General features: G+C 73.8%; 28 protein-coding genes. 18 read left to right on the plus strand and 10 right to left on the minus strand.

The window, feature by feature from the left end; translation table 11 throughout:
• The first annotated feature begins 24 nt into the window (after nucleotides 1-24).
• Nucleotides 25-606, plus strand: a complete 582-nt coding sequence (locus FHD63_RS01585; protein ID WP_139719565.1) for an HhH-GPD-type base excision DNA repair protein — start codon at nucleotides 25-27, stop codon at nucleotides 604-606.
• Nucleotides 603-1,820 carry an MFS transporter gene (locus tag FHD63_RS01590; RefSeq protein WP_238705726.1) on the plus strand — a complete coding sequence of 406 codons (1,218 nt, stop codon included), beginning with the start codon at nucleotides 603-605 and terminating at the stop codon, nucleotides 1,818-1,820. The genes FHD63_RS01585 and FHD63_RS01590 overlap by 4 nt, the downstream gene beginning before the upstream one ends.
• A 28-nt stretch (nucleotides 1,821-1,848) precedes the next feature.
• Here the strand turns inward: FHD63_RS01590 and FHD63_RS01595 are convergent, their stop codons facing one another.
• Complete coding sequence (locus FHD63_RS01595; RefSeq protein WP_139719567.1) at nucleotides 1,849-2,652, minus strand: exodeoxyribonuclease III; 804 nt, start codon at nucleotides 2,650-2,652, stop codon at nucleotides 1,849-1,851.
• Nucleotides 2,653-2,770: 118 nt separating this feature from the next.
• On the opposite strand from FHD63_RS01595, the gene FHD63_RS01600 reads away from it, so the two are divergent.
• Together FHD63_RS01600 and aztD are read left to right on the plus strand one after the other, a co-directional pair.
• Nucleotides 2,771-3,226: a DUF2231 domain-containing protein gene (locus FHD63_RS01600; protein ID WP_139719569.1), complete on the plus strand. Its 456-nt coding sequence runs from the start codon at nucleotides 2,771-2,773 to the stop codon at nucleotides 3,224-3,226.
• 149 nt (nucleotides 3,227-3,375) lie between these two features.
• Nucleotides 3,376-4,836: a zinc metallochaperone AztD gene (gene aztD / locus FHD63_RS01605; RefSeq protein ID WP_139719571.1), complete on the plus strand. Its 1,461-nt coding sequence runs from the start codon at nucleotides 3,376-3,378 to the stop codon at nucleotides 4,834-4,836.
• Here the strand turns inward: aztD and FHD63_RS01610 are convergent, their stop codons facing one another.
• The gene (locus FHD63_RS01610; RefSeq protein WP_139719573.1) at nucleotides 4,837-5,247 is read right to left on the minus strand and encodes an SRPBCC family protein; all 411 of its coding nucleotides are present in this window, start codon (nucleotides 5,245-5,247) and stop codon (nucleotides 4,837-4,839) included.
• 163 nt (nucleotides 5,248-5,410) lie between these two features.
• Here FHD63_RS01610 and FHD63_RS01615 point away from each other — a divergent pair, with 163 nt between their 5' ends.
• From FHD63_RS01615 to pyrE, 5 genes are all read left to right on the plus strand, one after another.
• Nucleotides 5,411-6,211 (plus strand): deoxyribonuclease IV, encoded by an 801-nt coding sequence (locus FHD63_RS01615; RefSeq protein WP_139719575.1) that lies wholly within the window; start codon nucleotides 5,411-5,413, stop codon nucleotides 6,209-6,211.
• 97 nt (nucleotides 6,212-6,308) lie between these two features.
• A complete protein-coding gene (locus tag FHD63_RS01620; RefSeq protein ID WP_139719577.1) occupies nucleotides 6,309-7,775 on the plus strand; it encodes a choice-of-anchor B family protein in 1,467 nt (488 codons plus the stop codon).
• 63 nt (nucleotides 7,776-7,838) lie between these two features.
• A complete protein-coding gene (locus FHD63_RS01625) occupies nucleotides 7,839-8,624 on the plus strand; it encodes an SDR family NAD(P)-dependent oxidoreductase (protein WP_139719579.1) in 786 nt (261 codons plus the stop codon).
• Complete coding sequence (locus FHD63_RS01630; RefSeq protein ID WP_139719581.1) at nucleotides 8,621-10,003, plus strand: glycoside hydrolase family 15; 1,383 nt, start codon at nucleotides 8,621-8,623, stop codon at nucleotides 10,001-10,003. The genes FHD63_RS01625 and FHD63_RS01630 overlap by 4 nt, the downstream gene beginning before the upstream one ends.
• Nucleotides 10,004-10,064: 61 nt before the next feature.
• Complete coding sequence (gene pyrE, locus FHD63_RS01635; protein WP_139719583.1) at nucleotides 10,065-10,613, plus strand: orotate phosphoribosyltransferase; 549 nt, start codon at nucleotides 10,065-10,067, stop codon at nucleotides 10,611-10,613.
• Nucleotides 10,614-10,641: 28 nt separating this feature from the next.
• On the opposite strand, the gene arfC is transcribed toward pyrE, so the two are convergent.
• The gene (gene arfC / locus FHD63_RS01640; protein WP_139719585.1) at nucleotides 10,642-12,288 is read right to left on the minus strand and encodes a channel accessory protein ArfC, sunset domain variant; all 1,647 of its coding nucleotides are present in this window, start codon (nucleotides 12,286-12,288) and stop codon (nucleotides 10,642-10,644) included.
• Between the two features lie 129 nt (nucleotides 12,289-12,417).
• Between arfC and FHD63_RS01645 the strand changes: the two genes are divergently transcribed.
• Both FHD63_RS01645 and FHD63_RS01650 read left to right on the plus strand, forming a co-directional pair.
• The gene (locus tag FHD63_RS01645) at nucleotides 12,418-13,071 is read left to right on the plus strand and encodes a TrmH family RNA methyltransferase (protein WP_139719587.1); all 654 of its coding nucleotides are present in this window, start codon (nucleotides 12,418-12,420) and stop codon (nucleotides 13,069-13,071) included.
• A gap of 4 nt (nucleotides 13,072-13,075) precedes the next feature.
• Nucleotides 13,076-13,879 (plus strand): transglutaminase-like domain-containing protein, encoded by an 804-nt coding sequence (locus FHD63_RS01650; RefSeq protein WP_139719589.1) that lies wholly within the window; start codon nucleotides 13,076-13,078, stop codon nucleotides 13,877-13,879.
• A 9-nt stretch (nucleotides 13,880-13,888) separates the two neighbouring features.
• Here the strand turns inward: FHD63_RS01650 and FHD63_RS01655 are convergent, their stop codons facing one another.
• Genes FHD63_RS01655 through FHD63_RS01665 form a run of 3 tightly spaced genes read right to left on the minus strand, consistent with a single transcriptional unit; the run spans nucleotide 13,889 to nucleotide 17,252 of the window.
• Nucleotides 13,889-14,731 carry a transglutaminase family protein gene (locus tag FHD63_RS01655; protein ID WP_139719591.1) on the minus strand — a complete coding sequence of 281 codons (843 nt, stop codon included), beginning with the start codon at nucleotides 14,729-14,731 and terminating at the stop codon, nucleotides 13,889-13,891.
• Nucleotides 14,731-15,663: an alpha-E domain-containing protein gene (locus FHD63_RS01660; protein ID WP_139719593.1), complete on the minus strand. Its 933-nt coding sequence runs from the start codon at nucleotides 15,661-15,663 to the stop codon at nucleotides 14,731-14,733. The genes FHD63_RS01655 and FHD63_RS01660 overlap by 1 nt, the downstream gene beginning before the upstream one ends.
• Nucleotides 15,657-17,252 carry a circularly permuted type 2 ATP-grasp protein gene (locus FHD63_RS01665; protein WP_139719595.1) on the minus strand — a complete coding sequence of 532 codons (1,596 nt, stop codon included), beginning with the start codon at nucleotides 17,250-17,252 and terminating at the stop codon, nucleotides 15,657-15,659. Before FHD63_RS01665 ends, FHD63_RS01660 begins: the two co-directional genes overlap by 7 nt.
• An 83-nt stretch (nucleotides 17,253-17,335) precedes the next feature.
• On the opposite strand from FHD63_RS01665, the gene fbaA reads away from it, so the two are divergent.
• The 6 genes from fbaA to FHD63_RS01695 all read left to right on the plus strand — a co-directional run bounded on the left by fbaA (nucleotide 17,336) and on the right by FHD63_RS01695 (nucleotide 22,619).
• Nucleotides 17,336-18,364 carry a class II fructose-bisphosphate aldolase gene (gene fbaA / locus FHD63_RS01670; protein WP_139719597.1) on the plus strand — a complete coding sequence of 343 codons (1,029 nt, stop codon included), beginning with the start codon at nucleotides 17,336-17,338 and terminating at the stop codon, nucleotides 18,362-18,364.
• Entirely contained in the window at nucleotides 18,361-18,777 is a 417-nt protein-coding gene (locus FHD63_RS01675) for a DUF3151 domain-containing protein (RefSeq protein WP_139719599.1), read from the plus strand. The genes fbaA and FHD63_RS01675 overlap by 4 nt, the downstream gene beginning before the upstream one ends.
• 170 nt (nucleotides 18,778-18,947) lie before the next feature.
• Complete coding sequence (locus tag FHD63_RS01680; RefSeq protein WP_139719600.1) at nucleotides 18,948-19,922, plus strand: helix-turn-helix domain-containing protein; 975 nt, start codon at nucleotides 18,948-18,950, stop codon at nucleotides 19,920-19,922.
• A 72-nt stretch (nucleotides 19,923-19,994) separates the two neighbouring features.
• Nucleotides 19,995-21,293 carry an adenylosuccinate synthase gene (locus FHD63_RS01685; protein ID WP_139719602.1) on the plus strand — a complete coding sequence of 433 codons (1,299 nt, stop codon included), beginning with the start codon at nucleotides 19,995-19,997 and terminating at the stop codon, nucleotides 21,291-21,293.
• Between the two features lie 92 nt (nucleotides 21,294-21,385).
• Nucleotides 21,386-21,856, plus strand: a complete 471-nt coding sequence (locus FHD63_RS01690; protein WP_139719604.1) for an SRPBCC family protein — start codon at nucleotides 21,386-21,388, stop codon at nucleotides 21,854-21,856.
• Nucleotides 21,857-21,968: 112 nt separating this feature from the next.
• Nucleotides 21,969-22,619 carry a maleylpyruvate isomerase family mycothiol-dependent enzyme gene (locus tag FHD63_RS01695; protein ID WP_139719606.1) on the plus strand — a complete coding sequence of 217 codons (651 nt, stop codon included), beginning with the start codon at nucleotides 21,969-21,971 and terminating at the stop codon, nucleotides 22,617-22,619.
• Between the two features lie 10 nt (nucleotides 22,620-22,629).
• Here the strand turns inward: FHD63_RS01695 and FHD63_RS01700 are convergent, their stop codons facing one another.
• From FHD63_RS01700 to FHD63_RS01710, 3 genes are read right to left on the minus strand one after another with little or no spacing between them, the layout of a single operon-like run.
• Nucleotides 22,630-23,694, minus strand: a complete 1,065-nt coding sequence (locus tag FHD63_RS01700) for a winged helix DNA-binding domain-containing protein (RefSeq protein ID WP_139719608.1) — start codon at nucleotides 23,692-23,694, stop codon at nucleotides 22,630-22,632.
• Entirely contained in the window at nucleotides 23,691-24,368 is a 678-nt protein-coding gene (locus FHD63_RS01705; protein ID WP_139719610.1) for a YdeI/OmpD-associated family protein, read from the minus strand. Before FHD63_RS01705 ends, FHD63_RS01700 begins: the two co-directional genes overlap by 4 nt.
• Before the next feature lie 2 nt (nucleotides 24,369-24,370).
• Nucleotides 24,371-24,889: a pyridoxamine 5'-phosphate oxidase family protein gene (locus tag FHD63_RS01710; RefSeq protein ID WP_139719612.1), complete on the minus strand. Its 519-nt coding sequence runs from the start codon at nucleotides 24,887-24,889 to the stop codon at nucleotides 24,371-24,373.
• Between the two features lie 132 nt (nucleotides 24,890-25,021).
• Here FHD63_RS01710 and FHD63_RS01715 point away from each other — a divergent pair, with 132 nt between their 5' ends.
• Nucleotides 25,022-25,453: a VOC family protein gene (locus FHD63_RS01715; RefSeq protein WP_139719614.1), complete on the plus strand. Its 432-nt coding sequence runs from the start codon at nucleotides 25,022-25,024 to the stop codon at nucleotides 25,451-25,453.
• An 11-nt stretch (nucleotides 25,454-25,464) separates the two neighbouring features.
• Here the strand turns inward: FHD63_RS01715 and FHD63_RS01720 are convergent, their stop codons facing one another.
• Entirely contained in the window at nucleotides 25,465-26,094 is a 630-nt protein-coding gene (locus tag FHD63_RS01720; protein ID WP_139719616.1) for an alpha/beta fold hydrolase, read from the minus strand.
• Nucleotides 26,095-26,145: the final 51 nt, after the last annotated feature.

The following is a 26,145-nucleotide window of genomic DNA, read 5'->3' on the forward strand; positions in this document are numbered from 1 at the left end:
CGAGGGAGGACCTAGGCTGGAGGTATGACCGGCACCCTGCACCTGGTCGGCGACCCCGAGGCCGACCGCATCCTTACCGAGCACCCCTTCGCCCTGCTGACCGGCATGCTGCTGGACCAGCAGATCCCCATGGAGGTCGCCTTCGACGGGCCGCGCAAGATCGCCGAGCGGCTCGGCTCGGTCGACCCGCGGCAGGTCGCGCAGACCGACCCCGAGGAGTTCGTCGCGCTCTGCGCCACCCCGCCCTCGGTGCACCGCTTCCCGACGTCCATGGGTCGGCGCGTGCACGACCTGGCGACCGCCGTCGTCCGGGACTACGACGGCGACACGGAGGCGATCTGGACCGACGGCGAGCCGGACGGCCGGGAGGTCCTGAGGCGGCTCAAGGCGCTGCCCGGCTTCGGCGACCAGAAGGCCCGCATCTTCCTGGCCCTGCTCGGCAAGCAGCGCGGCCTCACCGCGCCCGGCTGGCGCGAGGCGGCCGGCGACTACGGCCGGGAGGGCGTCCACATGTCGATCGCCGACGTCACCGGGTCCGAGTCGCTGCAGCAGGTGCGCGCCTACAAGAGGGAGAAGAAGGCCGCCGCCAAGGCCGCACAGGGGTGAGCGGCTCCCCCGTCGAGCCGTCCGCCGCCCTCGAGCCACCCGGCCGGGGGTCGGTGTGGTCCACCCCCGGCATGCTGGCGCTCGCGCTGCTCGCGACCGCCGGGTTCACCGGGTATGCCGCGCTGCTCCCCGTCGCGCCCCTGTGGGCGGTCTCGGGCGGGGCGGACAGCGGGGGCGCGGGTCTCGTCAACTTCGTGCTCCTGGGCACGACGGTGGCCACGCAGTTCGCGGTGCCGTGGGCGATCGGCCGGGTCGGGTGGGCGTGGGTCCTCTCCCTCGGCATGGTCTTCCTCGGGGTGCCCTCGCTCCTGCACCTGCTCACCGCGGACCTCGGCCCCCTCCTGGCCCTGTCGGCGGTGCGCGGGGTGGGGTTCGGGGTCCTCACGGTGGCGGCCAACGCCGCTGCGGTGCTGCTCGTCGAGCCCGCCCGCCGGGGCGCCGCGGTCGGGGCGTACTCCTTCGCGCTGTCGCTGCCTCTCGTCGTCGTCATGCCGGTGGGCGGCTGGGTGGCGGAGGCGGTCGGCTTCTGGCCGGTCTTCGCCGTCGGGGCCCTGCCCCTGGCGGGGATCCCCGCCTGCCTCGCCGTGGCGCGTCACCTGCCCGTGCGCTCCACCCACGACGCCGGTCATCCCGAGGTCGCGGAGCCGACCACGCCGCGGGGCACCTACCTCGCGCTGCTGCGCCCGACGCTCGTCCTGCTCGCCATCACCTTCGCCGGGGGAGCCGTCATCACCTTCGCGCCGCAGATGGTCCAGCTGCCCTGGCTCTCCGCGGCCGGGCTCTTCGCCGTCGGGCTGCTCTCGGCGATCACCCGGTGGCAGGTCGGCGGCCTCGCCGACCGCGCCGGTGCCCAGCGGCTGCTCGTGCCCGCCGTCCTGGCCAGCGTGCTCGTCCTGGGCGCCCTCGCCTGGGTGGTGCGGACGCCCGTCGACGCCTCCCGCGCGGTCCCGTGGATCCTGGTCTGCGCCCTCGTGGGGGTCTGCTACGGCACCCTGCAGACCCTGACGATGCTGCGCGCCTTCGAGGCCGCCGGCCCGCGCCGGGTCGGCGCCGCCAGCGCGGTCTGGAACGCCGGCTTCGACACCGGCACCGCCACCGGCTCGCTCGTCGTCGGCTGGGTCGCCGTGGCCTCCGGCTTCGGCCCCGGTATGGCCCTCGCCGCCCTCCTCTGCCTGCTCACCGTGCCGCTGGCCCGGGTCGCCCCACGCCGCTGACGGCGGCCCCGCACCCCGGGGTGGGGCCTCAGCGGGCCGACAGGTCGACGACCACGGGGGCGTGGTCCGAGGCGCCCTTGCCCTTGCGCTCCTCGCGGTCGATGAAGGCCCCCTCCACCCGCTGCGCCAGGGCCGGGGAGCCGAGGCAGAAGTCGATGCGCATGCCGCGCCGCTTCGGGAAGGCCAGCTGGGTGTAGTCCCAGTAGGTGTAGGTCCCCGGACCGGGCGTGTGCTCCCGGGTGACGTCGGCATACCCCGCCCGCTCGACCCCCGCGAAGGCTGCACGCTCCGCCGGGCTGGTGTGCGTCTTGCCCTCGTAGTACTCCACCGACCAGACGTCGTCGTCGGTGGGCGCGATGTTCCAGTCGCCCATGAGCGCGACCTGGGCACCCGCGTCCTCCTCGAGCCACGCCCGGCCCGTCTCCCGGAGCGCCTCCAGCCAGGCCAGCTTGTAGTCCAGGTGCGGGTCCTGCAGCGACCGGCCGTTGGGCACGTAGAGGCTCCACACCCGCACGCCGCCGCAGGTCGCCCCCAGGGCCCGCGCCTCGACCACGGGCTCGGCCCCCTCCGGTGCCCACGCGGGCTGGCCGGGGAACGCCGTCGCGACGTCGTCCAGCCCCACCCGGCTGACGACGGCGACGCCGTTCCACTGGTTCAGACCGACGTGCGCCACCTCGTAGCCGGCCTGCTCGAACGGCAGCAGGGGGAACTGGTCGTCCCGGCACTTGGTCTCCTGCAGGGCGAGCACGTCCACCTCGTGCCGCTCGAGGAAGGCGACCGCCCGGTCCACCCGGGTCCGGATGCTGTTGCAGTTCCACGTGGCGATGCGCATCTGCGGAAGCCTACGTGCCCCTGCTTGCCCTCAGGAAAGTCCTGGCTGATCCCCAGGTTTTTCTCAGCATGCGGGAGAAGAGTTGAATCTTCATCCACCTGTCCCTCAGGAGGTCGCCATGGTGCTGGGACTACCGGTGCACCCGCTGCTCGTCCACTTCGGCATCGTCCTCCTGCTGCTGGCCGCCGGCGCCCAGCTGCTCGTCGTCGTGCTGCCGCGCTTCCGCCACTGGCTGGGGTGGGGTATGCCGGTGCTCGCGGTGGTGGCGGGGGTGGTCACCCGGGTGACGCAGAGCTTCGGCGAGATCCTGCTGCAGACGGTCGGCAGCAGCCAGATCCTGGAGCAGCACGGGGCCTGGGGGGTGCGGGCCGGCCTGGCCGGCATCCTGCTGGCCGTGCTGAGCGTCCTGCACTGGGTCGCCACGTCGCCGTGGGGGCGGTCGCGGTGGGCGGCGCGGTGGCCGGGCTGGGTCAGCACCGTCCTCGGGGTGCTCGCCGCCGTGGCCGCGATCTGGGCGGTCGTGGCTGTCACGCTGGCCGGGCACACCGGCGCCACCTCCGTCTGGGGCGGCTAGCCCCCGGCTCGACGACGTCGCCCCCCGCGGACGGTCCTGCGACTGGCGGGGCCGACCATCCGTGCGGCACCGTGGCCGGGTCCACGGCCCGACACCTCTCCTCGCCATGTCGACTTGACGTCTGTCGTGCGATTGATAATGATTCCCACATGCATAGAACACTGCTGCCCCTGACCGTGTCCGCCTCGCTCCTGCTGCTCGCGGGATGCGCCACCGAGCCCACGACGTCCGGCGCGGGGGGTGGGGAGCAGGAGGCCGACACCGCCGACACCGAGGCGGCCGACACCGCCGACACCGACACGGCCGAAACGGCCGACACCGAGGAGGTCGACACCGCCGACACCGAGGCGGCCGCCACCGTCGAGTCCGGCGGGCCGAGCCCCCGGCTGGCGGTCACCTACGACGGCGGGGTCATGGTGCTCGACGCGCTGTCGCTCGAGGTCGAGGCGGAGATGCCGGTCGAGGGCTTCGTGCGCCTCAACCCGGCCGGCGACGGCCGGCACCTGTTCCTCACCGAGGGCGACGCCTTCCGGCTGCTCGACGCCGGGACGTGGAGCGAGCCGCACGGCAACCACGACCACAGCTACACCACCGAGCCGCGGCTGACCGACCTCGTCGCCGAGGGCTCGCACCCGGGCCACGTCGTCCCGCACGGCGGCGCGACGGCGCTCTACTTCGACGGGGCCGGCCGCATCGACATGGTGGACCCCACCGAGCTGGACCCCGCGGCCGGTGAGCTGCCGGTCACCGGGAGCGTCGAGGTGCCGGACCCCCACCACGGGGTGGCGGTGCTCCTCGAGGACGGGTCGCTGCTGCAGACCGTCGGCACCGAGGACGAGCGCACCGGGGCCGTGGTCACGGGCGCCGACGGTGAGGAGCTCGCCCGCACGGACGAGTGCCCGGGGGTGCACGGGGAGACGGTCGCCCAGGGCGAGGCGGTCGTGCTCGGCTGCGAGGACGGGCCGGTGGTCCTCGCCGACGGCCGCTTCACCAAGGTGCCGGCGCCCGACGACTACGCCCGGACGGGCAACCTCGCCGGGTCCCAGGAGTCGACGGTCGTCCTGGGCGACTACAAGGTGGACGAGGACGCCGAGCTGGAGCGCCCGGAGCGGGTCAGCCTCGTCGACACCGCGTCGGCGCAGATGCAGCTCGTGGACCTGGGCACGTCCTACAGCTTCCGTTCGCTGGGCCGCGGTCCCGCGGGGGAGGCCCTGGTCCTCGGGACGGACGGGGAGCTGCACGTCCTCGACCCGGACAGCGGCGAGGTCACCGAGGAGATACCGGTCGTCGAGGAGTGGGAGGAGCCCCGGGAGTGGCAGCAGCCGCGGCCCACCCTCTTCGTCATGGGGCAGTTCGCCTACGTCTCCGAGCCCGCGTCCCGCGAGCTGCACGTCGTCGACCTGGCCACGATGGCGGTCATCGACTCGGCCACGGTGCCCCACGCCCCCAACGAGATCTCCGGCGTCACCGGTGAGGTCGAGGCCGGGCCGGTGGACGAGGACCACGACCACGACGGCGACGACCACGACGGCGACGACCACGGGGACGACACCCACGAGGGTCACGACCACGGGGGCCACGACCACGAGGGCGAGGGCGAGGGCTCCTGATCAGGGGCGCGTGATCTGGCGCACGGCGTGCAGGTATGCCGCACGGACGGCCGGGGCCGCCAGCGCCGCGAGGGCGCCGGGCACCCTGGCCACGGCATACCGCTGCTCCCAGCGGAGCCGGGTGTCGGCGCCCGCCGGGCGCAGGGTGACCTCGATCTGTCCCGTGAGGGGTCGGCCGACCTTCTCGATGACGGCGTGCTCGTGCGGCTCCCAGAGCCGCACGACCATCTCGTCGTCGACCGCGACGGGCCCGAGCCGGGTCCGCGCGACGAACCCCGCCCCCGGGCCGAGCGGCCCGCCGAGCGTCGTGGTCAGCGGGATGGCGGCCGTGTGCCGGTCGAGGTCCCACAGCCGCTCCCAGACCTGGGCGGGCGCGCCGGGGACCAGCACGTCGAACCAGAACCGGGCCATGCGGCCAGCCTAGGCCACCCCGCGCCACCCGCCCGCCTGCACCGGACGCGTGCTCCGTCGACACCGGACGCGTGCTCCGTCGACACCGGACGCGTACACCCGACGACGCGGTGGTCCGGAGTGGCCTGACCGCGCGTCCGGTGCCGTGCCTACGATGGCGGGTATGAGCGCACCGGCCCTGGGAGCACACGTCGACCAGACCGACCCGATCGCCGAGGCGCAGGCGCGGCAGGCGCCCCTGGTGCAGTTCTTCCTCGGTGACCCGCAGGGCTACCAGGGTCCCGAGGTCCGGTATGCCGGTGGTGCCGAGGCGCTGCGGGCGGCGGCCGAGGAGGCCGGCGTCGACCTCTACGTCCACGCCCCCTACATCATCAACGTCGCCACCCTCAACAACCGCATCCGGATCCCGTCGCGCAAGCTGCTGCAGCAGCACCTCGACGCGGCGACGCAGATCGGTGCGAAGGGGCTCATCGTGCACGGGGGCCACGTCAACGCCCAGGACGACCCGGCGAAGGGCTTCGACAACTGGCGCAAGGCCGTCGAGTCGTTGACCTTCGGGGCCACGCCGTTGCTCATCGAGAACACCGCCGGGGGTGACAACGCCATGGCCCGCCACCTGGACCGCATCGCCCAGGTCTGGGAGGCGGTCGGCCGGGCCGAGGGCGCCGACCACGTCGGCTTCTGCCTGGACACGTGCCACGCCTGGGCCGGGGGCATCGAGCTGGACGGGGTCGTGGACCGGGTGCGCGCGATCACCGGGCGCATCGACCTCGTGCACGTCAACGACTCGCGGGACGCCGCCGGCAGCGGGGCCGACCGGCACGCCAACCTCGGGGCCGGCCAGGTGCCTCCGGACGAGCTGGCCGACGTCGTCCGGGCGGCCGGTGCGCCCTCCCTGGTCGAGACCCCGGGTGGGCCGGACGAGCACCTCGCCGACCTCGACTGGCTCCGACGCCAGGTCTAGGACGGGGCGCCCTGAGGTGTGTTCCACGTCACACCTCTGACATACTCGGGCCCGTCGGTGCAACGAAGGACCGACGCGTCCCCGGAAAGGTACCCTCATGACGTCCCCTCTGAGGCCTGCGCTCTACGGCCTGGCCGCGCTCACGCTGGCGGCCGCGACGGCAGGACCCGTCTTCGCCCACCCCGCCCACGACCTCCAGAACCCCGGAGCCTCGCCCCTCAAGGGCCGCACCTACGACGGGGTGGTGGATCCGGTCAGCCCCGGCGGAGTCCCGATGGAAGCCATGTCGGACGTGCGCTGCGAGGACGGCATGGCAGGGATCTTCCCCTGCCACAAGGTCGACCTGGCCTCCTTCACCCCGCTGCCTGACCTGGGGGCGACCTTCGTCAACGACCTCTGGGGATGGACCGACGAGCAGACCGGCATGCAGGTCGCGATCGTCGGGACCTTCGAGGGCACCTCGTTCGTCGACGTCACCGACGGGAGCAACCCGGTCTACCTCGGCACCCTGCCGTCCTCGGCCCCCGGGGACAGCGGCAACATCTGGGGTGACGTCCGCGTCTACGAGGACACGGCCTACATCGGCAGCGAGGCCATCGACCTCGACTCCTACGTCCCGGCGACCGGCGAGCTCGACGGGTTCGGCATCCAGGTGGTGGACCTGACCCAGTTCCGCGGAGCCACCGGCCCCCTCGACGTCGAGCTGACCCGTCAGCTCGACGACGTGACCAACTCGCACAACATCTCGCTCAACGAGGACTCCGGCCGGATGTACGTGGTGGGCTCGGTCTACGACGTCCAGCGGTGCGGCACCCCGAACCCGGGCTTCCCGGTCCTCAACGGCAACGGTGGGGCCATCGTCTACGACGTGGCCACCGACCCGACGAACCCGCAGTTCATCGGGTGCCTCACCGAGGACGGCTACACGCACGACATCCAGTGCGTGGACTACGCCGGCCCGGACACCGACTACACCGGTCGGGAGATCTGCATCGCCTCCAACGAGGACACCGTGACGATCTTCGACGCCACCGACCCGGCCGACCCCGTGCAGCTGGGACGGTTCCGGTACGCCGACGAGGGCCTGGAGGTGGGCGACATCTACACCCACCAGGGCTGGTTGAGCGAGGACCACAGCTACTTCTTCCTCGGGGACGAGCTCGACGAGCTGAGCGGCGTGGTCTCCGAGCGCACGACGTACATCTGGGACATGACGGACCTGGACGCCCCCGTCGTCGTCGGTGAGCACGGTGACGGCAACACCTCGATCGACCACAACATGTTCGTCCTGGACTCGCTGCTCTACCAGGCCAACTACACCTCCGGGCTGTGGATCTACGACACGTGGAAGAAGGACCAGGGACGTTTCACCGCCCGCGGCTACTTCGACGTCTTCCCGGCCGACGACGACACCGAGTTCTACGGGTCATGGGGTACGTACCCCTACTTCGGGGACGGCAAGGTCGTCGTGAGCAGCAGCGACGAAGGACTGTTCGTCCTGGAGTCCCGGGCCAAGAGCTCCGACAACAGCGACCGGGGCCGCGGGCGGGGCTCGGCACGCTGACCGGACCACGCCTGGCCGTCGGGGGACCTCGGACCACGAGGTCCCCCGACCTATGCTCGGGACATGGGAACAGCGCTGGTGACGGGTGCCTCGGCCGGACTGGGGCGGGAGTTCGCCGCGCAGCTCGCCGGGCGCGGGCACGACCTCGTGCTGGTGGCCCGCGACGAGGCGCGGCTGACCACGCTCGCGGACGAGCTCATCGCCCGGCACGGGGTGACCGTCGAGGTCCTGCCGGCCGACCTGTCCGACCGGGCGGCCCTGGGCCGCGTGGCCGAGCGGGTCGCCGACCGCGACCGGCCGGTGGACCTGCTCGTCAACAACGCGGGGTTCGGGAGCCGGCGCGGCTTCGTGCGCGGTGACCTGGCCGAGGAGGAGGCCGCCCTCGACCTCATGGTGCGCGCGGTCATGGTGCTGTCGCACGCCGCCGGTGGGGCCATGCGCGAGCGTCGCCGGGGGGCGATCCTCAACGTCTCCTCGGTCGCCTCGTTCGCGGTCATGGGCCACTACTCCGCCATCAAGTCCTACGTCACCGTCTTCTCCGAGGCGCTCGCGACCGAGCTCGCCCCGCACGGGGTCACCGTGACGGCGCTGTGCCCCGGCTTCGTGCACACCGAGTTCCACGACCGTGCCGAGATGAACATGTCGCGGCTGCCGGACGCCCTCTGGCTGGACGCGGCCGACGTCGTCCGCGCGGGTCTCGACGACGTCGCCCGTGGCGCGGTGGTCTCGGTGCCGTCCATGACGTACCGGTCCCTGGTCGGGGTCCTGCGGGTCGCGCCCCGCCGGCTGACCCGTGGGGTCGCCGGGTCCCTCGCCGCCCGCCGGCGCCCCCGCGACCCGCGGGGATGACCGGTCGCAGCCGGTGGGCCGCAGCGCTCGCGGTGCTGCTCGCCAGCGGTGGTGCCCTCGTCTGGCAGGGCAGCCACCGGCAGGTCACCCTGCACCAGGAGGCGGTGACCCGGGACGCCTGGGGGCGGCTGGTCGAGGTGGCCCCCGGGCGCACGGCCGACGGGTGGCTCCCGCTGTCCGCGGACCCCTCGACGCTGCCCCTCGAGGTGTCCGTGCTGGCCGCGCGCGAGGCCGGGCTGCAGGCCTGGCTCGCCTCGGGGTGGCTGCCGGACCCCGGCGACCCCCGGGCGGGGATGGAGCGGGCGGCGCTGGCCGACCTGCACACCCTCACCGCCCCCACCGGCACCGCGCCGGGAGCGGTGCTCGCCGGGACATCGCCGGCCTGGCAGTACGTCTGGCCCCGCGACGCGAGCTGCGCGGCGGTGGCGCTCGCCCGCACCGGCCACCAGCACGACGCCCTCGTCGCTCTCCTGCTGCTGCAGGACCTGCAGGCCGACGACGGCTCGATGCAGGCGCGCTACCTGCCCGTCGGGGACGGCACGGTGCCGGACGACCGGGAGCCGCAGGAGGACGGTCCGGGATGGGCGCTGTGGGCGGCGGCCGCGGTGATCGAGGAGGGTGTGCCGTCGCCCGGGCCCGCCGGTGACGCCGGCAACGGCGGGACCCCGGGCCGCTCGGCGGGGACCGGGCAGGAGCAGGTGGCCGAGCTGCTCACCCCGCTGGTGGTGCGCTCGGCGGGTCGCCTCCTCGACCGGGTGGACCCGCGGACCGGTCTGCCCCGACCGTCCCCGGACTACTGGGAGCGGCCGGAGGAGGAGGTCACGCTCGGCATCGCCGCCACCGCCCTCATGGGTCTGGAGGCGGCCGCCGACCTCCACGCCCGTGGGCTGGTGAGCGAGCAGGCGTGGCGCAGGGGCGGTGTCGACCCCGGTCGGCTGGCCCCGGCGGCCACCGACCTGCGGACCCGGATCGGGGACGCCTTCGGGCCGCGCTTCCCCCGGCACGTCGGTGGCCGCCCGGACGCCGCGGTGACCCTGCTGCTCCCCCCGTTCGTCGACGTGCCGGTCCCCGGCGCGGACGCGGCGCGGCTGAGCGCGCAGGGGGCGCAGCGTCGACCGGCCGGCGGGGTGGCGCCGGGGGCGGGGTGGCGCAACGACGGCGTGTCCTGGACCCCCCAGACGGCACTCCAGGCGGTCGCCGCGGCGCACAACGGACATCCCCAGGAGGCGACCCGGTGGCTGGACTGGCTGGACGAGCACCGGACGGCGGCGGGAGCGCTGCCGGAGAAGGTGCTGCACGACGGGGACCCGGCGGCCGTGGCCCCGCTCGGCTGGACCGCGGCCCTCGTGCTCATCGCCGCTCGGGCGCCGGCGTCCTGACGCGGCCCCGGGGCCGGTCGCGTCGCGGTGACCGGCGCGGGCGCTGGCTAGGCTGGGCGGCATGACCCCACGCGATCGTCTGCTCCGCCACATCACCGACCTGGCCGTGGTCCACGGCCGGGTGCGGCTGTCCTCCGGGGCGGAGGCCGACTACTACGTCGACCTGCGCCGGGTCACCCTGCACGGGGAGGCCGCGCCGCTGGTGGGTGAGGTCATGCTCGACCTCGTGGACGACCTGGCGGTCGACGCCGTCGGAGGGCTGACGATGGGCGCGGACCCCGTGGCCGCAGCCATGCTCCACGCCGCCGCGCACCGGGAGGGCCCCGCGCTGGACGCCTTCGTCGTCCGCAAGAGCGAGAAGGCCCACGGTCTGCAGCAGCGGATCGAGGGACCGGCGCTCGCGGGTCGCCGGGTCGTCGTCGTCGAGGACACGTCCACCACCGGCACCTCGCCGCTGACGGCCGTGGAGGCGGTCCGCGACGCCGGGGGAGAGGTGCTCGCGGTCGCCGTCATCGTCGACCGGGACAGCGGCGCCCGGGAGCGTGTCGAGGAGCAGGGCGTCGAGTACCGCGCCGCCTACTCGCTGGGCGACCTCGGCCTCGCCGACTGACGGTCCGGTCGGCGGGCCGTCGCAGCGCTCAGCGCTGGCGGCGGTCCCAGTGCGCGAAGCCGGCGGCGCGAGCCGCGTCCTCGCTCTCGAACCACACCTCGGCCCGCACGCCCTCGTAGCTGGGCGACTCGGGGGTGTGGAAGAGCATCGAGCCGGTGTTGCCCTTGATCGACCAGCCCGCGGGCCCGGTGCCGTCCTCGAGCGGCTCGGCGGACCCGGCACCGTAGATCGACTCGGCGAAGACCGGAGCCGCGACCTCGGCCCCCGAGGCCGGCTCGTCGGAGACCGGCGCCTCGGTGGTGTGGTCCTCGGCGACCGGTGCCTCGGTGGTGTGGTCCTCGGCGACCGGTGCCTCGGTGGTGTGGTCCTCGGCGACCGGTGCCTCGGTCGTGTGGTCCTCGGCGACCGGTGCCTCGGTCGTGTGCTCCTCGGCCGGCGCGTCGGTGACCGGGGTGGAGGTGCCGAGGTCGTCCCCGGTGTCGAGCCGCCGCTCCTCCTCGACCGGGGCGGCCGTGACCGGCGCCTCGCCCGTGGGCTCGGCCGGCGGGACGTCGGTGGGCGCGGTGTCCGGGGTGACCCAGGTCTCGTCCTGCCGCTGGTCGGTGCCCGAGGCCTCGGTGGTGGCGGTGTCCGGAGTCACCCACGTGTCGTCGTGCCGCTCGTCCGCGACGGTGGTCTCGGTCTGGGAGGCCTCCGGCGCGGCCCAGCTCTCGTCGGAGACCGGGACGTCGGCGGGGGCGGTGTCAGGGCTGTCCCACAGGTCTCCCTGCCGCTCCTCCTCACCCGGGCTCGCCGCGCCCGCGGCCCCCGCAGCGCCGACGGCACCCGTGGCCCGCGCCGTGTCCGTGCCGTCCCACGCGTCGCCCTCGGTCGACGCCTCGTCCTCGACGGACGAGCCGTCGTCGGTGAGCGGGGAGACCGAGCCGTCCCCGCCGGGGTAGACATCTGCGTCGTGGCCCCGCTCCACGTCGCGGCGCACCGATCCGTCGTCCTCCAGGACGACGGCCTCGCCCTGCTCGGCGCGGTAGGTGGTGGCGTCGTCCCCGACGGGGTACTCCTCGACGTCCTCGGTGGGGGCCGGCCCCGCGGGGTACTCGTCGGTGGCGGCCTGGTCCTGCGAGGCGAGGACCTCCTCGGCGGTGAGCGGCTCGTCCGCGGGCTGCTGGGCGGCCGCCGGGTCGGTGAACTCGGGCGCCTCGGCCGCGCGCGGCGCGGCGCCGTCCTCGACGTCGCCCGGCTCGTCCGTGGCGACGTGCTCGTCCGCGGACCCGTAGGCCTGCTCGAGGGACCCGTCCTGCTCGTCGACGACCGGCGCCTGGGGCTGGTCGACGGAGCCGTCCCGCCCGTCGCCGACCGGGGCAGGGGTGTCCTCACCCACCGGTGCGGCCGGCTGAGCGTCGTAGCGCGACTCGGTGGGCGCCATCGGCGCGTCCTCCTCGCGAGCCGGCAGGTCCTCGGTCGCGGTGGGCTCCTGGTGGACGTCGGTGCCCCCCACCGGCTCGGCCACCGGTGCCGGCCCGGCCCGCTCCTCGCGGACCGCCGGCGCGTCGTGCTCCCGTGCGTCCAGCACGCCCTCGCCGTCCCCGTCGTCGCCGGGTCGGCGGAGCAGCCAGAAGACGACGATGCCGACGAGCAGCAGCAGCAGGATCAACAGGATCCAGGTGGTGGAGTCCATCGGGGTGCCTCCGTTCGGCGGCCCGGTGCGGCCGCATGTCGGTCGGTGGCGGGCTGGTGCCCGCGACCGACCCCACCGTAGTGCGAAACACCCAGGTCGGCCACGGCAGCCGGTCGCCGCGGTGCCACAATGCTGCTGGTGAGCGAGCCGACCGACCCCCCGGTGGGCGTCGGTCCGTGGGAGGGGCCGTGGCCGACCCACGAGTCGGGCGACCTCCCGCCCCACCTCGACCCGGAGCTGCTCGAGGCCGGTGACCGCCGCAACGTGCTGGACCGTTACCGCTACTGGCGGCACGAGGCCGTCGTCGCCGACCTCGACACCCGGCGCCACGGCTTCCACGTCGCGATCGAGAACTGGGGCCACGACTTCAACATCGGCTCGGTGGTGCGCACCGCCAACGCCTTCAACGCCGCGGCCGTCCACATCGTGGGCCGCCGTCGCTGGAACCGGCGCGGTGCCATGGTCACCGACCGCTACCTGCACGAGCACCACCACGCCGACGTCGCCGCCCTCCTGCGCTGGGCCGGCGACCGGGGCCTGCCCGTGCTCGGCGTCGACAACGTGCCGGGGTCGGTGCCGCTGGAGCGGTATGCCGTGCCCCGGGACTGCGTCCTGCTGCTCGGCCAGGAGGGGCCGGGGTTGAGCGCCGAGGCGGTCGACGGCTGCGTGGACGTGCTGGCCATCACCCAGCACGGGTCCACCCGCTCCCTCAACGCCGGGGCGGCCGCCGCGATCGTGATGTACCACTGGGCGTTGCAGCACGCCGACGACCTGACACCATGAGCGCATGCACCGACACCTGTCCGCCGACCTGACCGCCACCGTGACCTCCCCGGTCGAGGCCACCCTCGGGGTGACCGTCGCCGAGCACGTGACCCGGCAGGACGAGTCCTTCTCGGTGACCCTGGACGGCCAGGAGGTCGAGGTCCAGGACGTCCTGGACGAGGCCTCCGGCACCCGGTGGCACGTGGTCCGGGACGTGGCACCGGGGGAGCTGCGCGTCAGCTACACCGCGACGGTGACCGACGGCGGCTCCAGCGCCGGGGTGAGCCCGCTGGAGCGCATCCGCTACGTCCGCCCGAGCCGCTACGTCGACCTGGACCGGCTGGAGGCGGTGGCGCGCGCCGAGGTCGGCGACGCCCTCGGCGAGCAGGGGGTCCTGGACGTGGCCAGCTGGGTGCACGACCACATCCGCTACGTCGTCGGCTCCTCGAGGGTCACCGACGGCGCCAGCGACACCTACCTCGCCCGCCGGGGTGTCTGCCGCGACTTCGCCCACCTGACGCTCGCGCTGCTGCGGGCGCGCGGCATACCGGCCCGGCTCGTCGCCTGCTACGCCCCCGGACTGTCGCCGATGGACTTCCACGCGGTCGTCGAGGCCGCGGTGGGGGACCGGTGGGTCGTGGTCGACCCCACCCGGCTGGCCCCCCGGCACTCCCTCGTCCGCATCAGCTCGGGTGCCGACGCCAGCGAGACGTCCTTCCTCACGGTGCACTCCGGGGGCCTGGGCTTCAACAGCCTGCAGGTCAGCGCGGTCGCCGACGGGGACCTCCCCGCCGACGACCACCTGGCCACGGTGACGATCGGCTGACCGCGGGGGTCAGGCCCGCAGCGCGGTGAGCTCCACCTCGACGAACATCGAGCTGCTCTTGGTGCCGGTGTAGATGCCGCGCAGCGGCGGCACGTCGCCGTACTCCCGACCGCGGGCCACCTCGACGTGACGTCCCCCCGGCTGGATGGCGTTGGTCGGGTCCATCCCGACCCACTCGCCGTCCCACCAGCGGACCCAGGCGTGCGACTCCCCCGTGTAGGGGGTCCCGATCTCCGGCTCCCGGGCGGGGAGCAGGTAGCCGCTGACGTAGCAGGCGGGGATGCCGACCGCGCGCAGGCAGCCGATGGTGAGGTTCGACATGTCCTGGCACACGCCGGAACGGTTGGCCCACGCCTCGGACGCCCGGGTGTGCACGCCGGTCGAGCCCGAGACGTACTCCATCTCGTCGTGGATGAGCTCCACCACCTCGCGGGCGCAGTCGCCGGGGGTCGCGCTCCGCCCGGCGATCTCCTCGACCCTGGCCTTGAGCTCGGCGGGCGGCTCGACCATGGGGGAGGTGAGGAGGTACTCGCTGAGGTCGTCGAAGACCTCCGAGTCGCGCACCGCCTCCCAGCTCAGTCCCTGACCGGTGACCTCGGGGCGCTGCACGTCGACCGTGGCCGAGGCGGTGACCGCCATCCGCGGGTGCGGCTCGTGCACCTCGAACTGGGTCACCGTGGTGCCCCAGTAGTCGGTGTAGGTGTTGGTCCACGCCGTCGGCGAGATGTCGACCTTGGTATGCAGCACGGCCTGGTGCAGCGTCGACCTCGGGGACATCCTCGCCTCGTTGAAGGAGTGCGAGGCCATGCCGGCGTACTCGTAGCCGGTGCGGTGCACGATCCGGAGCAGCATCAGCGCACCCCCGCCCGCCAGACGGACGCACCGGCGCCGTCGAAGTAGTGGTCGGACACCGCGTCGTTGACCGCGCTGCAGGTGCGCTGCAGCCGGCTCATCCGCTCGGGCAGGTGGGCCATGGTCTCCTCCAAGGATCCGAACTCCAGCTCTGCGCGGGCCCGGCCGAGCGCCCGCAGCGCCTCACCGGTCAGCCCGGCACGACGACCGCCGGTGGTGGCCTCGAGCGAGGCCAGGGCGTCCTCGGCGGCCTGCAGGGACACCAGCACCGAGCGGGGGAACAACCGGTCGAGCAGCAGGAACTCCGCCGCCTGCGCGTCGGTCGCCGCGCCCCGGTAGGTGCGGATGAACGCGTGGTGCGCCCCGCAGGCACGCAACGTCTGCGTCCAGGCGTAGGGGCTCTCGGCGTTGTAGGCCGCCGACTCGATGATGCGCGAGGTCATGTCGACCCGCTCCAGCTGGCGGCCCAGCATCATGTACTGCCAGCCCTCGTCGTGGGTCATCGTCGTGTCCGCGATGCCGCCGACGACGGCGCAGCGCTCCCGGACCAGCTGGCAGGCGCGGTGCGCGGGCACGTGCTGGAGGCGGTTGCCGCGCATCATGTTCCACGTCGTGTTCACCGCCTCCCACATCTCCAGGGACACCGTCTCCCGCGACCGGCGGGCACTCTCCCGGGCGCCGTAGAAGGCGGCCACCATGGAGGTCAGCGACGTCTCGTCCCAGCCCAGGAGCTGCAGCACCGTCTGGTGGTCCGGGCTGGCCTCGCTGTCGATGCCCATGACCCGCAGGAGGACCTCGCTGGTGGCCTCCTCGTCGACGACCGGGTCCTCCAGCAGGAGCGTGAGGTGCACCTCGAGCAGGCGCGAGGTGTCCTCGGCGCGCTCGAGGTAGCGGCCGATCCAGAAGAGCGACTCGGCGATACGGCTCAGCACGTGGGGCCTCCTTCGCCGGTCCCGGACACCCGGGTCTGTTGTTGCTGCTGCTCCTGCTCGGCCGGCTCGGCCTCCGAGCGCTTGAGCGCCACCTGCGGGGCGGTGCCGATCTGCACCTGCCGCTGGGCCCGGGGCTCGACCCGGGTCCGGCGGCCGTCGCCCGAGAGCACCCAGGTGTCCTTGGAGCCGCCGCCGCGGCTGGAGTTGACGATGAGCTCGCCCTCGCCGAGCGCCACCCGGGTGAGACCGCCGGGCAGGACCCAGACCTTCTCCCCGTCGTTGATGGCGAACGGTCGCAGGTCGACGTGCCGCGGGCGCAGCCCGTCGTCGACCATCGTGGGCACGGTGGACAGCTGCACGACCGGCTGCGCGATCCAGCCGCGCGGCGAGGCGCTGACCGTCTGGCGCAGCTGGTCCAGCTCGGCCCTGCTCGCCTGGGGCCCGATGACGATGCCCTTGCCGCCGGAGCCGTCGACCGGCTTGAGCACGAGCTCGTCGAGCCGGTCCATGACCTCCTCGCGGTGCGCGGGGTCCTCCAGCCGCCACGTGTCGACGTTGGGCAGGATGGGCTCCTCGCCCAGGTAGTAGCGGATGATCTCCGGGACGTAGGAGTACATGAGCTTGTCGTCGGCGACGCCGTTGCCCACGGCGTTGGCGATGGTGACGTTGCCCGCGCGTGCCGCGTTGAGCACCCCCGGACACCCGAGCACCGAGTCGTTGCGGAAGGCGACCGGGTCGAGGAAGTCGTCGTCGACCCGGCGGTAGATGACGTGCACCGGCTGCAGCCCGTGCGTGGTCCGCATCATGACCCGCCCGCCCTGGGTCACCAGGTCGCGGCCCTCGACCAGGCGGCAGCCCATGAGGCGCGCCAGCAGCGAGTGCTCGAAGTAGGCCGAGTTGTAGGGGCCGGGGGTGAGGACCACGACCTCGGGGTCGGTGATGCCGGAGGGGGCGGCGGCGCGCAGGGCGCGGAGCAGGCGGCTCGGGTAGGCCGCGACCGGCCGGATGCGGTGCGTCCCGACGACCTCGGGCAGGGTCGAGGTCATCGCCCGGCGGTTGGTGAGGACGTAGGACACCCCGCTGGGGATGCGCACGTTGTCCTCGAGCACCCGGAAGGCGCCCTCGCCGTCCCGGATGAGATCGATGCCCGAGACGTGGACCCGCACGCCGTTGCCGGGCTGGATGTCGAAGGCCACCCGGTGGTAGTGGCTGCTGCTGGTGACGATGTGCCGGGGGATCACCTTGTCCGTGATGATCTGCATCGGACCGTAGATGTCGGCGAGGAAGGCCTCCAGGGCCTTCACCCGTTGGGCCACCCCCGCCTCCACGTGCGACCAGGTGTCCGCCTCGATGACCCGGGGGACGATGTCCAGGGGGAAGGGCCGTTCCTCGCCCTCGAAGTCGAAGGTGACCCCTTGGTCGTGGTAGCTCTTGCTGACGTACTCGCCGCGGTTGCGCACGTCCTCGAGGCCGAAGGTGTCGAACTGCGTCGCGATCTGCTCGTAGCCGGGCCTGACGCCTCCGTCCGTGGTGACCGTCTCGTCATAGATGGACGGCGTGGTCGGGTAGTCGGTGAACGCGCCAGTCATACCGCAACCCTAGAGGAGAGTGCCCGGCCGCTGTGGAAGCATGGGTGGCGACCGGACGTCATCGTGTCCCGAGGAGGACCACCATGCCCATCGCCACCCCCGAGGTCTACGCCGACATGATCGACCGGGCCAAGGCCGGCAGCTTCGCCTACCCGGCCATCAACGTCAGCAGCAGCCAGACCTTCAACGCCGCCATCCAGGGGTTCGCCGAGGCCGGGTCGGACGGCATCATCCAGGTCTCCACCGGCGGCGCGGAGTACTGGTCCGGCCAGGGCGTCAAGGACATGGTGACCGGCGCGATGGCCTTCAGCGCCTTCGCCCACGAGGTGGCCAAGAAGTACGACGTCAACATCGCGCTGCACACCGACCACTGCCCCCAGGACAAGCTGGACGGCTTCGTCCGGCCGCTGCTCGCCGCGTCGGTCGAGCGGGTCAAGCAGGGTGGGCTGCCCTACTTCCAGTCGCACATGTGGGACGGGTCGGCGACCCCGCTGGAGGAGAACCTCCAGATCGCCGAGGAGCTGCTGGAGCAGTGCCGCCAGGCCAAGATCATCCTCGAGGTCGAGATCGGTGTCGTCGGCGGCGAGGAGGACGGCGTCGCCAACGAGATCAACGACCAGCTCTACACGACCCCCGAGGACGCGGTCGCCACGATCGAGGCGCTCGGCACGGGCGACCAGGGCCGCTACCTCACGGCCCTCACCTTCGGCAACGTGCACGGCGTCTACAAGCCGGGCAACGTCAAGCTGCGTCCGGAGATCCTGCAGACCGCCCAGGAGGCGGCGGCGACGGCGCTCGGCCGCGACGCCGAGAACCGTCCGTTCGACCTCGTCTTCCACGGTGGCTCGGGCTCCAGCGCGCAGGAGATCTCCGACGCGGTCGACTACGGCGTCGTCAAGATGAACATCGACACCGACACGCAGTACGCCTTCACCCGCCCGGTCGCCGGCTTCATGCTCAGCAACTACGACGGGGTGCTCAAGGTGGACGGGGAGGTCGGCAACAAGAAGCAGTACGACCCGCGGTCCTGGGGCAAGGTCGCCGAGGCCGCCATGTCGGCCCGGGTCGTCGAGGCCTGCGAGAACCTGCGCTCCGCCGGGACCCACCGGTGACCGGCGGCGTCGGGTCGGCCGACCTGCTCGGCATCCCGCCGACCGAGCTCCCGGAGGACCCCGCCGCCCGGGCGCTCGCCGAGGGTGACCCGCGGGAGGTGGCCGCGTCCTCCCCGAGCTCGTGCCTGGCCTGGGCGATGCTCGCCGAGGACGCCCTGCACGAGGGGGACGACGTGTCGGCCTACGCCTTCGCGCGGACCGGCTACCACCGGGGGCTGGACCAGCTGCGCCGGGCCGGGTGGCGCGGGCAGGGGCCGGTCCCGTGGGAGCACGAGCCCAACCGCGGCTTCCTGCGGGCCCTGGCGTCGCTGGCCGCGGCGGCGGGCCGCATCGGCGAGACCGAGGAGCAGCACCGGTGCACGGAGTTCCTGCGGGCGTCCTCGGCGACCGCGGCACGCGAGCTCGGCTGCTGAGCGGACGTGGTTGCGGGCGGCGCCCGGGTCCGTGACCGCCCCCGGGTGCCGCCCGCTCCCCATGAGTCGGATCGATCGCGTCCCCTGACGTGCGGTCCGACCAGCACATCCAAGCACGCCCGCGCGCGAAGGGCTGTCCCATGGCTGCCAGTGGCCGTATCCTGCCATAGATGAATGCTCAACCACAGACGGTCGGGCTGTCGGCGGAGGCCGAGCAGCTCTACCGCCACGTCCTGCGCTCGGCCCCCGCGACCCTGCCCGAGCACGCGGAGGCCCTGGGCTGGCAGGTCCGCCAGGCCCAGCGCGTCATGGCGGACCTGGAGCGCATGCGCCTCGCCCGCCGGGTCTCCGACGACCTGGTGAAGGTGGACGACCCCCGGGCCGGCGTCGGCCGGCTGCTGGACAGCGAGGAGGCGGACCTCGACGAGCGGCGCCGGCAGCTGCTCGGCCTCCGGGAGTCCCTGGAGAGCTTCGAGTCCGACTACCGCCGGGGCCTGCAGCTCTCCGGCCCGCGGGTGCCTCCCTGGGAACAGGTGGCGCCCTCCGAGGCGGCGTCGGTGGTCGAGCACCTCTCCCGGACCTCACGCGGACCGATCCTCCAGGTCACCACCGAGGTCGGCACGGGGCCGGCCCACGACGAGGCGGTCCGGCGCCGGTGGGAGGAGGCGGCGGGCAGCGGGCGCGAGCTGCGCGCGATCTTCCCGCTGTCGGTGCTGACCGACCCGCGGTGGCACTCCTCCGCCCAGCAGCGCGCCCGGTCGGGGGAGCAGCAGCGCTACCTCGCCGACGACGCCATCCGGGTGGAGTTCGGCATCTTCGGCAGGTCGGGGGTGATGCTCGAGGAGGCCGGCCAGGACGCCGACTACCTGCTGCTGCGCCCACCCGCGATCATCGACGCCTTCGTCACCCTCTTCGACGAGCTCTGGCGGCGCGCGGAGCCGTTGCTGTCGCGGGACGCCTCGGCCCAGGACGTCAAGCTCCTGGAGCTGCTCTCCCTCGGCTTCAAGGACGAGGCCATCGCGCGTCAGATGGGCCTGGGGCTGCGGACCGTGCGGCGCCGGATCGCCGCGCTCATGGAGGAGCACGGATCGGACACCCGCTTCCAGCTGGGGCTGGCCGTCAGCCGCCGTGGGCTCGTCGACTGACTCGTGGTCGGGGAGGGTCGCGGACGTCGATAGAGTGAGGCGTCCGCAGCCCCGAGAGGAAGGCGTCCAGCCATGCCAGCGATCGTCCTGGTCGGCACCCAGTGGGGTGACGAGGGAAAGGGCAAGGCGACCGACCTGCTGGGCTCCGACATCGACTACGTCGTGAAGTTCAACGGGGGCAACAACGCCGGCCACACCGTGGTCATCGGGGACCAGAAGTACGCCCTGCACCTGCTGCCGAGCGGCATCCTGTCACCGGGCTGCACGCCGGTCATCGGCAACGGCGTCGTCGTCGACCTCGGCGTGCTCATCGAGGAGCTCGACGGCCTCGAGGCGCGCGGCATCGACACCTCGCTGCTGCGCATCAGCGCGAGCGCGCACGTCATACCGCCCTACAACCGGGTGCTCGACAAGGTGACCGAGCGCTTCCTCGGCCAGCGGCGCATCGGCACCACCGGCCGGGGCATCGGCCCCACCTACGCCGACAAGATGAGCCGCGTCGGCATCCGCGTGCAGGACCTCTACGACGAGTCCATCCTGCGGCAGAAGGTCGAGGCGGCCCTCGAGGTCAAGAACCAGATGCTGCTCAAGATCTACAACCGCCGCGCCGTCGAGGTCGACGAGGTCCTGGACGAGCTGCTGCGGCACGCCGAGCGCATCCGTCCCATGGTGACCGACACCGTCCTCGAGCTGGGGCAGGCGCTCGACGAGGGCCGCACCGTCCTCTTCGAGGCGGGGCAGGCCACCCTGCTCGACGTGGACCACGGCACCTACCCCTTCGTCACCTCGTCCAACGCCACGGCCGGCGGTGCCTGCACGGGGTCGGGCGTGCCCCCGACGCGGATCGACCGGGTGGTCGGGGTGTTCAAGGCCTACACGACCCGGGTGGGCGAGGGGCCGTTCCCCACCGAGCTCGAGGACGAGCACGGCGAGCACCTGCGGACGGTGGGGGCCGAGTTCGGCACGACGACGGGTCGGCCGCGCCGGTGCGGCTGGGCCGACGTCGTCATCGGGCGCTACGCCCGACGCGTCAACGGACTCACCGACCTCGTGCTCACCAAGCTCGACGTCCTCACCGGGCTCGACACCATCCCCGTCTGCGTCGCCTACGACGTGCAGGGCGAGCGCGTCGAGGAGATGCCGGTCAACCAGTCCGACGTCCACCACGCGCGCCCGGTCTACGAGGAGCTGCCCGGGTGGAGCGAGGACATCACCGGGGCCCGGGAGTTCGCCGACCTGCCGGAGGCCGCGCAGCGCTACGTCGAGCGGCTCGAGGAGCTCATCGGCACGCGGATCTCGGTCATCGGCATCGGGCCGGGCCGCGACGAGGTCATCGTGCGGCACGACCTGCTGGGGCGCGACGAGGCCTGACGCCCCTGGTGGCGCGACCCGCACCGGGCCAGGCGTGCCCGGCTGCTCCTGACGCCGGAGGGGCCGCAGCGGCGAGGGCTACCCTGACCCCCATGGACGTCACCGTGGCCACCACCTTCGACGCGCCGCGACCGCTGGTCGCCGCGGTCTCCGGTGACCCGGACCAGGCGCTGCGGTGGTACGCCAACATCCGGTCGGTCCGCTGGCAGGGCCCGGCCGACGTGGTCGTCGGAGCCCGCATCGACTTCGTGGCCCGCTTCCTCGGGCGCCAGCTGTCCTACACCTACGAGATCGTCGACCTGGTGCCGCAGGAGCGGATGGTCATGCGCACCGACGACGGGCCCCTGCCGATGGAGACGACCTACTGCTGGTGGGACGAGGAGCCCGGCGAGGGGGGTCGCCCGCGCACCGGGATGAGCGTGCGCAACGCCGGGCGGCCGTCGGCGATGACCACCCTGGCCTCCGGCGCGGTGACCCTCGGCATGAAGCGGGCCATGCGCCGCGACCTGGAGCGGCTGCGCCTCGTGCTGCGGGAGGAGCAGGGCGCCCAGGACGAGTGGTGAGACCGCACCGGGTGCGAGGAGGGCGGCACCGGGGCGCGACAACGGGCGGCACCGATGAGTCCGTGGCGTCGCGGTGGTCCCATCACCGACCTGACCACGAACGAGACGAGGTATGCCCGTGCCGGACCGGACGACGACGAGGGACCTGTGGGCGGCGGTGCACGCGGAGCGTGCGGCGCTGGTCGACCAGCTGAGCACGCTCGACGACGAGCAGTGGGCGGCGCCGAGCCTGTGCGGCCGCTGGAGCGTGCGGGAGGTGGTCGCCCACCTGACCGCCGCGGCCAGCGTGGGGCGGGTGCGGTGGCTGGCCAGCGTGCTCGGTGCGCGTCTCGACTTCGACCTGCACAACCAGCGGCGCCTGGCCGAGCACCTCGGCACGTCCCCCCAGGACACCCTGGCCGGTCTGCGGCGGGTGGTCACCAGCACCACGGCGGCGTCCGGCCACACCCCGGCCTGGCTGGGCGAGGTCGTCGTCCACGGCCAGGACATCCGCCGCCCGCTCGGGCTGCCGGTCACGACGCCGCCGGAACGGGCCGAGGCGGTGGCGCGCTTCTTCGTCTCCCGCGACTTCACGGTCCCCAGCCGGACGACCTCCGCGGGGCTGCGCCTCCGGGCGGACGACGGCGCCCTGGACGTGGGCAGCGGCCCCGAGGTCGTCGGTCCCACCCTCGCGCTCACCATGGTGCTGGCCGGTCGAGCAGCCTTCCTGGAGGACCTCAGCGGCCCCGGTGTGCCGACCTTGGCCGGGCGCCTCGCCGGCTGATCCGACGGCCTCAGGCGGGCAGCTCGCGGGTGAGGCGGGGCAGCGCGCGTTCCACCGGCCCGGGCAGGGCGGTCCCGAAGGCCTCCACCGTGACGGGGGCGCCGGCCCGCGTCGGCCGGCGCCACGTGCCGACCGCCCGCCCCGCCCGGACGACCGTGGGCCGGAACACCCCGTTGCCCCCCGGTACCACGGCCGCCTCCTCCTCCCGGGTGACCACCGCACGGCGGTCGCCGTAGCCGAGCATCAGCTCGTCGAAGCCGGGCAGCAGCAGCGGGGCGGCCGTCGCCCGGCGGGCACCGGCATACCGCTCCACGACCGCGGGGTCGACCCAGTGCTCGACCCCGTCGACGTCCAGCACCTCCAGCTCCTCCCGAGCCGCGCCCAGGACCGGCCCGAGGTCGCGTCTGAGCAGCTTGGTCCACCACAGGAAGTCGGCCGCCGGCACGGGGCCGTGGCCGCGGACGTAGCGGACGAACCACTCGCGCACGGCGTCGTCGGGGTCGGGCGTGCGGGAGGAGCTGATCCACTCCTCGGTGAGGACGAACCGCTGCTCGCGGCCCTCGGTCGGGCCCTGGCAGATGATCCCGCGCAGAGCCAGGTGGAAGAGCGAGTGGTAGCCGCGGCCCCCGTCACCGGGGTGTCCCACGCGTTCCCAGGCGTCCAGCAGCGCGGCGCGGGTGAGCCCGCCCCCGGCCAGCGCGCTGCGGGCCACGTCCTCGGCCCGGCCCAGCGCGGCCTCGTCCAGCCCCAGCTGCTCGCGGCGCCGGGTGGTCTCCCGGAGGATCTTGGTCGAGGTGAGCCCCAGCATCCACCGGAGGTCCTCCGCGGGGACGACGAAGAGGGTGCCGCGCATGGGCCAGCTGCGCACGATCTCCCCGGCGTCGTAGGCCTCCCGGACCTCGGCGAGGCGCCGCGACCGGGTCCGCAGCGCGATCGAGGTGGTGGACCCGGGGTAGTCCTGACCCTGGACGCAGGTGAGGTGACGGACGACGTCACCTGGCGTGGCGAGCGGCTCCACCAGGCGCTGGGACAGCAGCCGCATCCGGGCCACGTCGTCGGTCGTCCACCTCGTCACGAGCCGGGTGCCCCTGACGACCCGCCCGCAGCCCGGGCCGCCGCGGCCGCGCGGCCGAGCCAGGAGGGTGGGTCGCCGTAGCGCTGCGGCGGGACGAGGCGGCCGGCCGCGCAGTCCTTCACGAGCTGACGCAGGCGTGCCGCCCGGGTGGCCTCGCGCTTGGCGCTCGTGACCCAGCCGGTCGCGGTCCTGCGGTAGCCGGGGGTCGCGGACTCCCAGAACGCCCACGCCGCCGGGTCGGCGCGCAGCACCCCCTCCTGGTCCGCGTCGAGCGGGTCGGGAGGCTTCTCGAAGGAGTACACGGCGGTCCGTTCGGCGCTGCGTGCCTCGTAGGCCGCGATGCCGGCGGGGTGCATCCGACCCTCGGCGAGGAGCCGCTCGACGTGGGCCACGTTGACCGCGCTCCAGATGCTGCCGCGTCGGCGCGGGGTCCACCGCTGGCGACGGCTGTCGTCGTCGATGCGCTGGCTCACCGAGTCGATCCAGCCGAAGCACAGGGCCTCGGGCACCGCCTGCGCCCAGGTCAGGCCCTGCGGCTCGACGTGCTTCTTGTGCAGCCCCATCCACAGCTCGTCGGCGCTGTCGTGGTGCTCCTCCAGCCAGGCGCGGAAGTCCTCCGGACCGTCGAAGAACGTCGCCGGCCGCTCCGGCGTGCCCCCAGGCCTGCCCACCATGCTCAGTCGACCCCGAAGGTGAAGCGCGTGCAGTCGGCGGGGAAGTCGAACCACGCCAGCACCCTCCGCGGCACGACCACCCGGAGCCCGCCGCCGTCCGGCCCGGACCAGGAGTCCGGGCCGGGGGAGTAGCCGGCCCCGGCGTACTTCCCGAACGCCTCGGACAGGCGTGGTCCCAGCCCGTCGGCGTCCGCCCGGGTGGCGTGCGACGCGCCCTCGACGATGACCACCTCCGTCCCGCTCTCCAGCGTCAGCGTGACGGCGGGGTTGGCCTCGACGTTGCGGGTGTGCCGGGTGGTCGGGGCGCCGTCGTACCAGAACCGGCCGTCCAGCCACACGCCCCAGCGCGGCACCGAGTGCGGGCGGCCGTCCGGTCGCACGCTCGCCAGCCAGTAGTGCCGCGCCTCACGCAGGCGCTCCTCGACCGTCGTCCAGGCCAGCGTCCCCTCGGTGCTGTCCGGCAGGCCGTAGCCCTCCGGCAGGGTCGGACGGTCGGTGCGGGGGCTGCTCGTCGGCGGCATACCCGCACCGTAGACCCGGGCACCGACACACCGCACCCGCCCACGGGCGTCGGCCGGCGCGGACGACGGCCCGCCGCCCGCGCGCATGCTCCGGGGGTTGCCGATGCGCGGCGCCGCTGCCAGCCTGGGGGCATGAGCGGCCTGCAGGTCACGCCGAAGCTCGTCGTCCGGGGCGCCGACGACGCGATCGACTTCTACCGCGCCGTCCTGGGTGCCCGGCCACGCTCGCGGTACGCCATGGGCGGCGCCGTCGTGCTCGCCTCGCTCGACCTGCCGACCGGTGGTCGGCTGCAGGTCAAGGAGGCCGACGTCACCGACCCCGCCCCGCCGGAGGGCGGCGGGGGCGTGGTCCTCGACATCCTCACCGAGGAGCCGGACGTCCTGATGGGACGGGCGCTGCAGCACGGGGCGACGGAGGTCTTCCCGGTGGCGGACCAGCCCTACGGCGCCCGGCAGGGCCGGTTCCGCGACCCGTTCGGCCACCAGTGGATCGTCGGGACCCCGGTCGCCATGACCGACGACGAGGTGCAGGCCGCGCTGGACGCCTGGGCACGGCATACCTGAGCAGGCCGGGGTCAGCCGCGCAGCACCGCGGCCAGCTCCTCCGGGCGGCTCAGCGCCGCCATGTGGCCGCCCGGCACCACCGTCACCCCAAGGCCGAGCCGCTCGCGGGCGAGGCGGCGCTGGAAGGGCACCGGGAAGAGCCGGTCCTCGGCACCGGCCAGCACCTGCGTCGGCACGTCCGGCCACGCGTCCAGCGGCCACGGCTCCGTGAAGGGTGTCTCGCTCTGGCCCGGCTCGGGCCGGGCCAGAGCCTGGGCCCGGACGTCCGGCGGCAGGTCGTGGTAGAAGTGCTCCACCTCGTCGAACTCCCCGATGTCGACCTCGGAGTGGCCGGACCCCGACCACCACTGCGCGCCGCTCTCCCCCGGCGCGGGGATCATCGCGTTGAGCAGCACGAGCCGGTGCACGTCGAGCCGGTCGCACACCAGGGGCGCGGACAGCCCGCCCATCGAGTGGCCCACGACCACCACCGGCCCGGGGTCCACGCCCGCCGCGGCGACGACGGCGTCGGCGTACGCGGCCAGCCCGGCCGTGTCGTCCTCGGCCGGCAGCTGCACGGCCACCGCGTCGTCGAGCAGCGGCACGAGCCGGTGCCAGTCCCAGGCCTGCCCACCCGCACCGGGCACGAGGAGAGCTCTCATGGGGGGTCCGACCCGCGCGGCGGGCCGGAGTCATCGCTCACGCGCGGACCG

Source organism: Serinicoccus chungangensis (assembly GCF_006337125.1).
Classification (GTDB): domain Bacteria; phylum Actinomycetota; class Actinomycetes; order Actinomycetales; family Dermatophilaceae; genus Ornithinicoccus; species Ornithinicoccus chungangensis.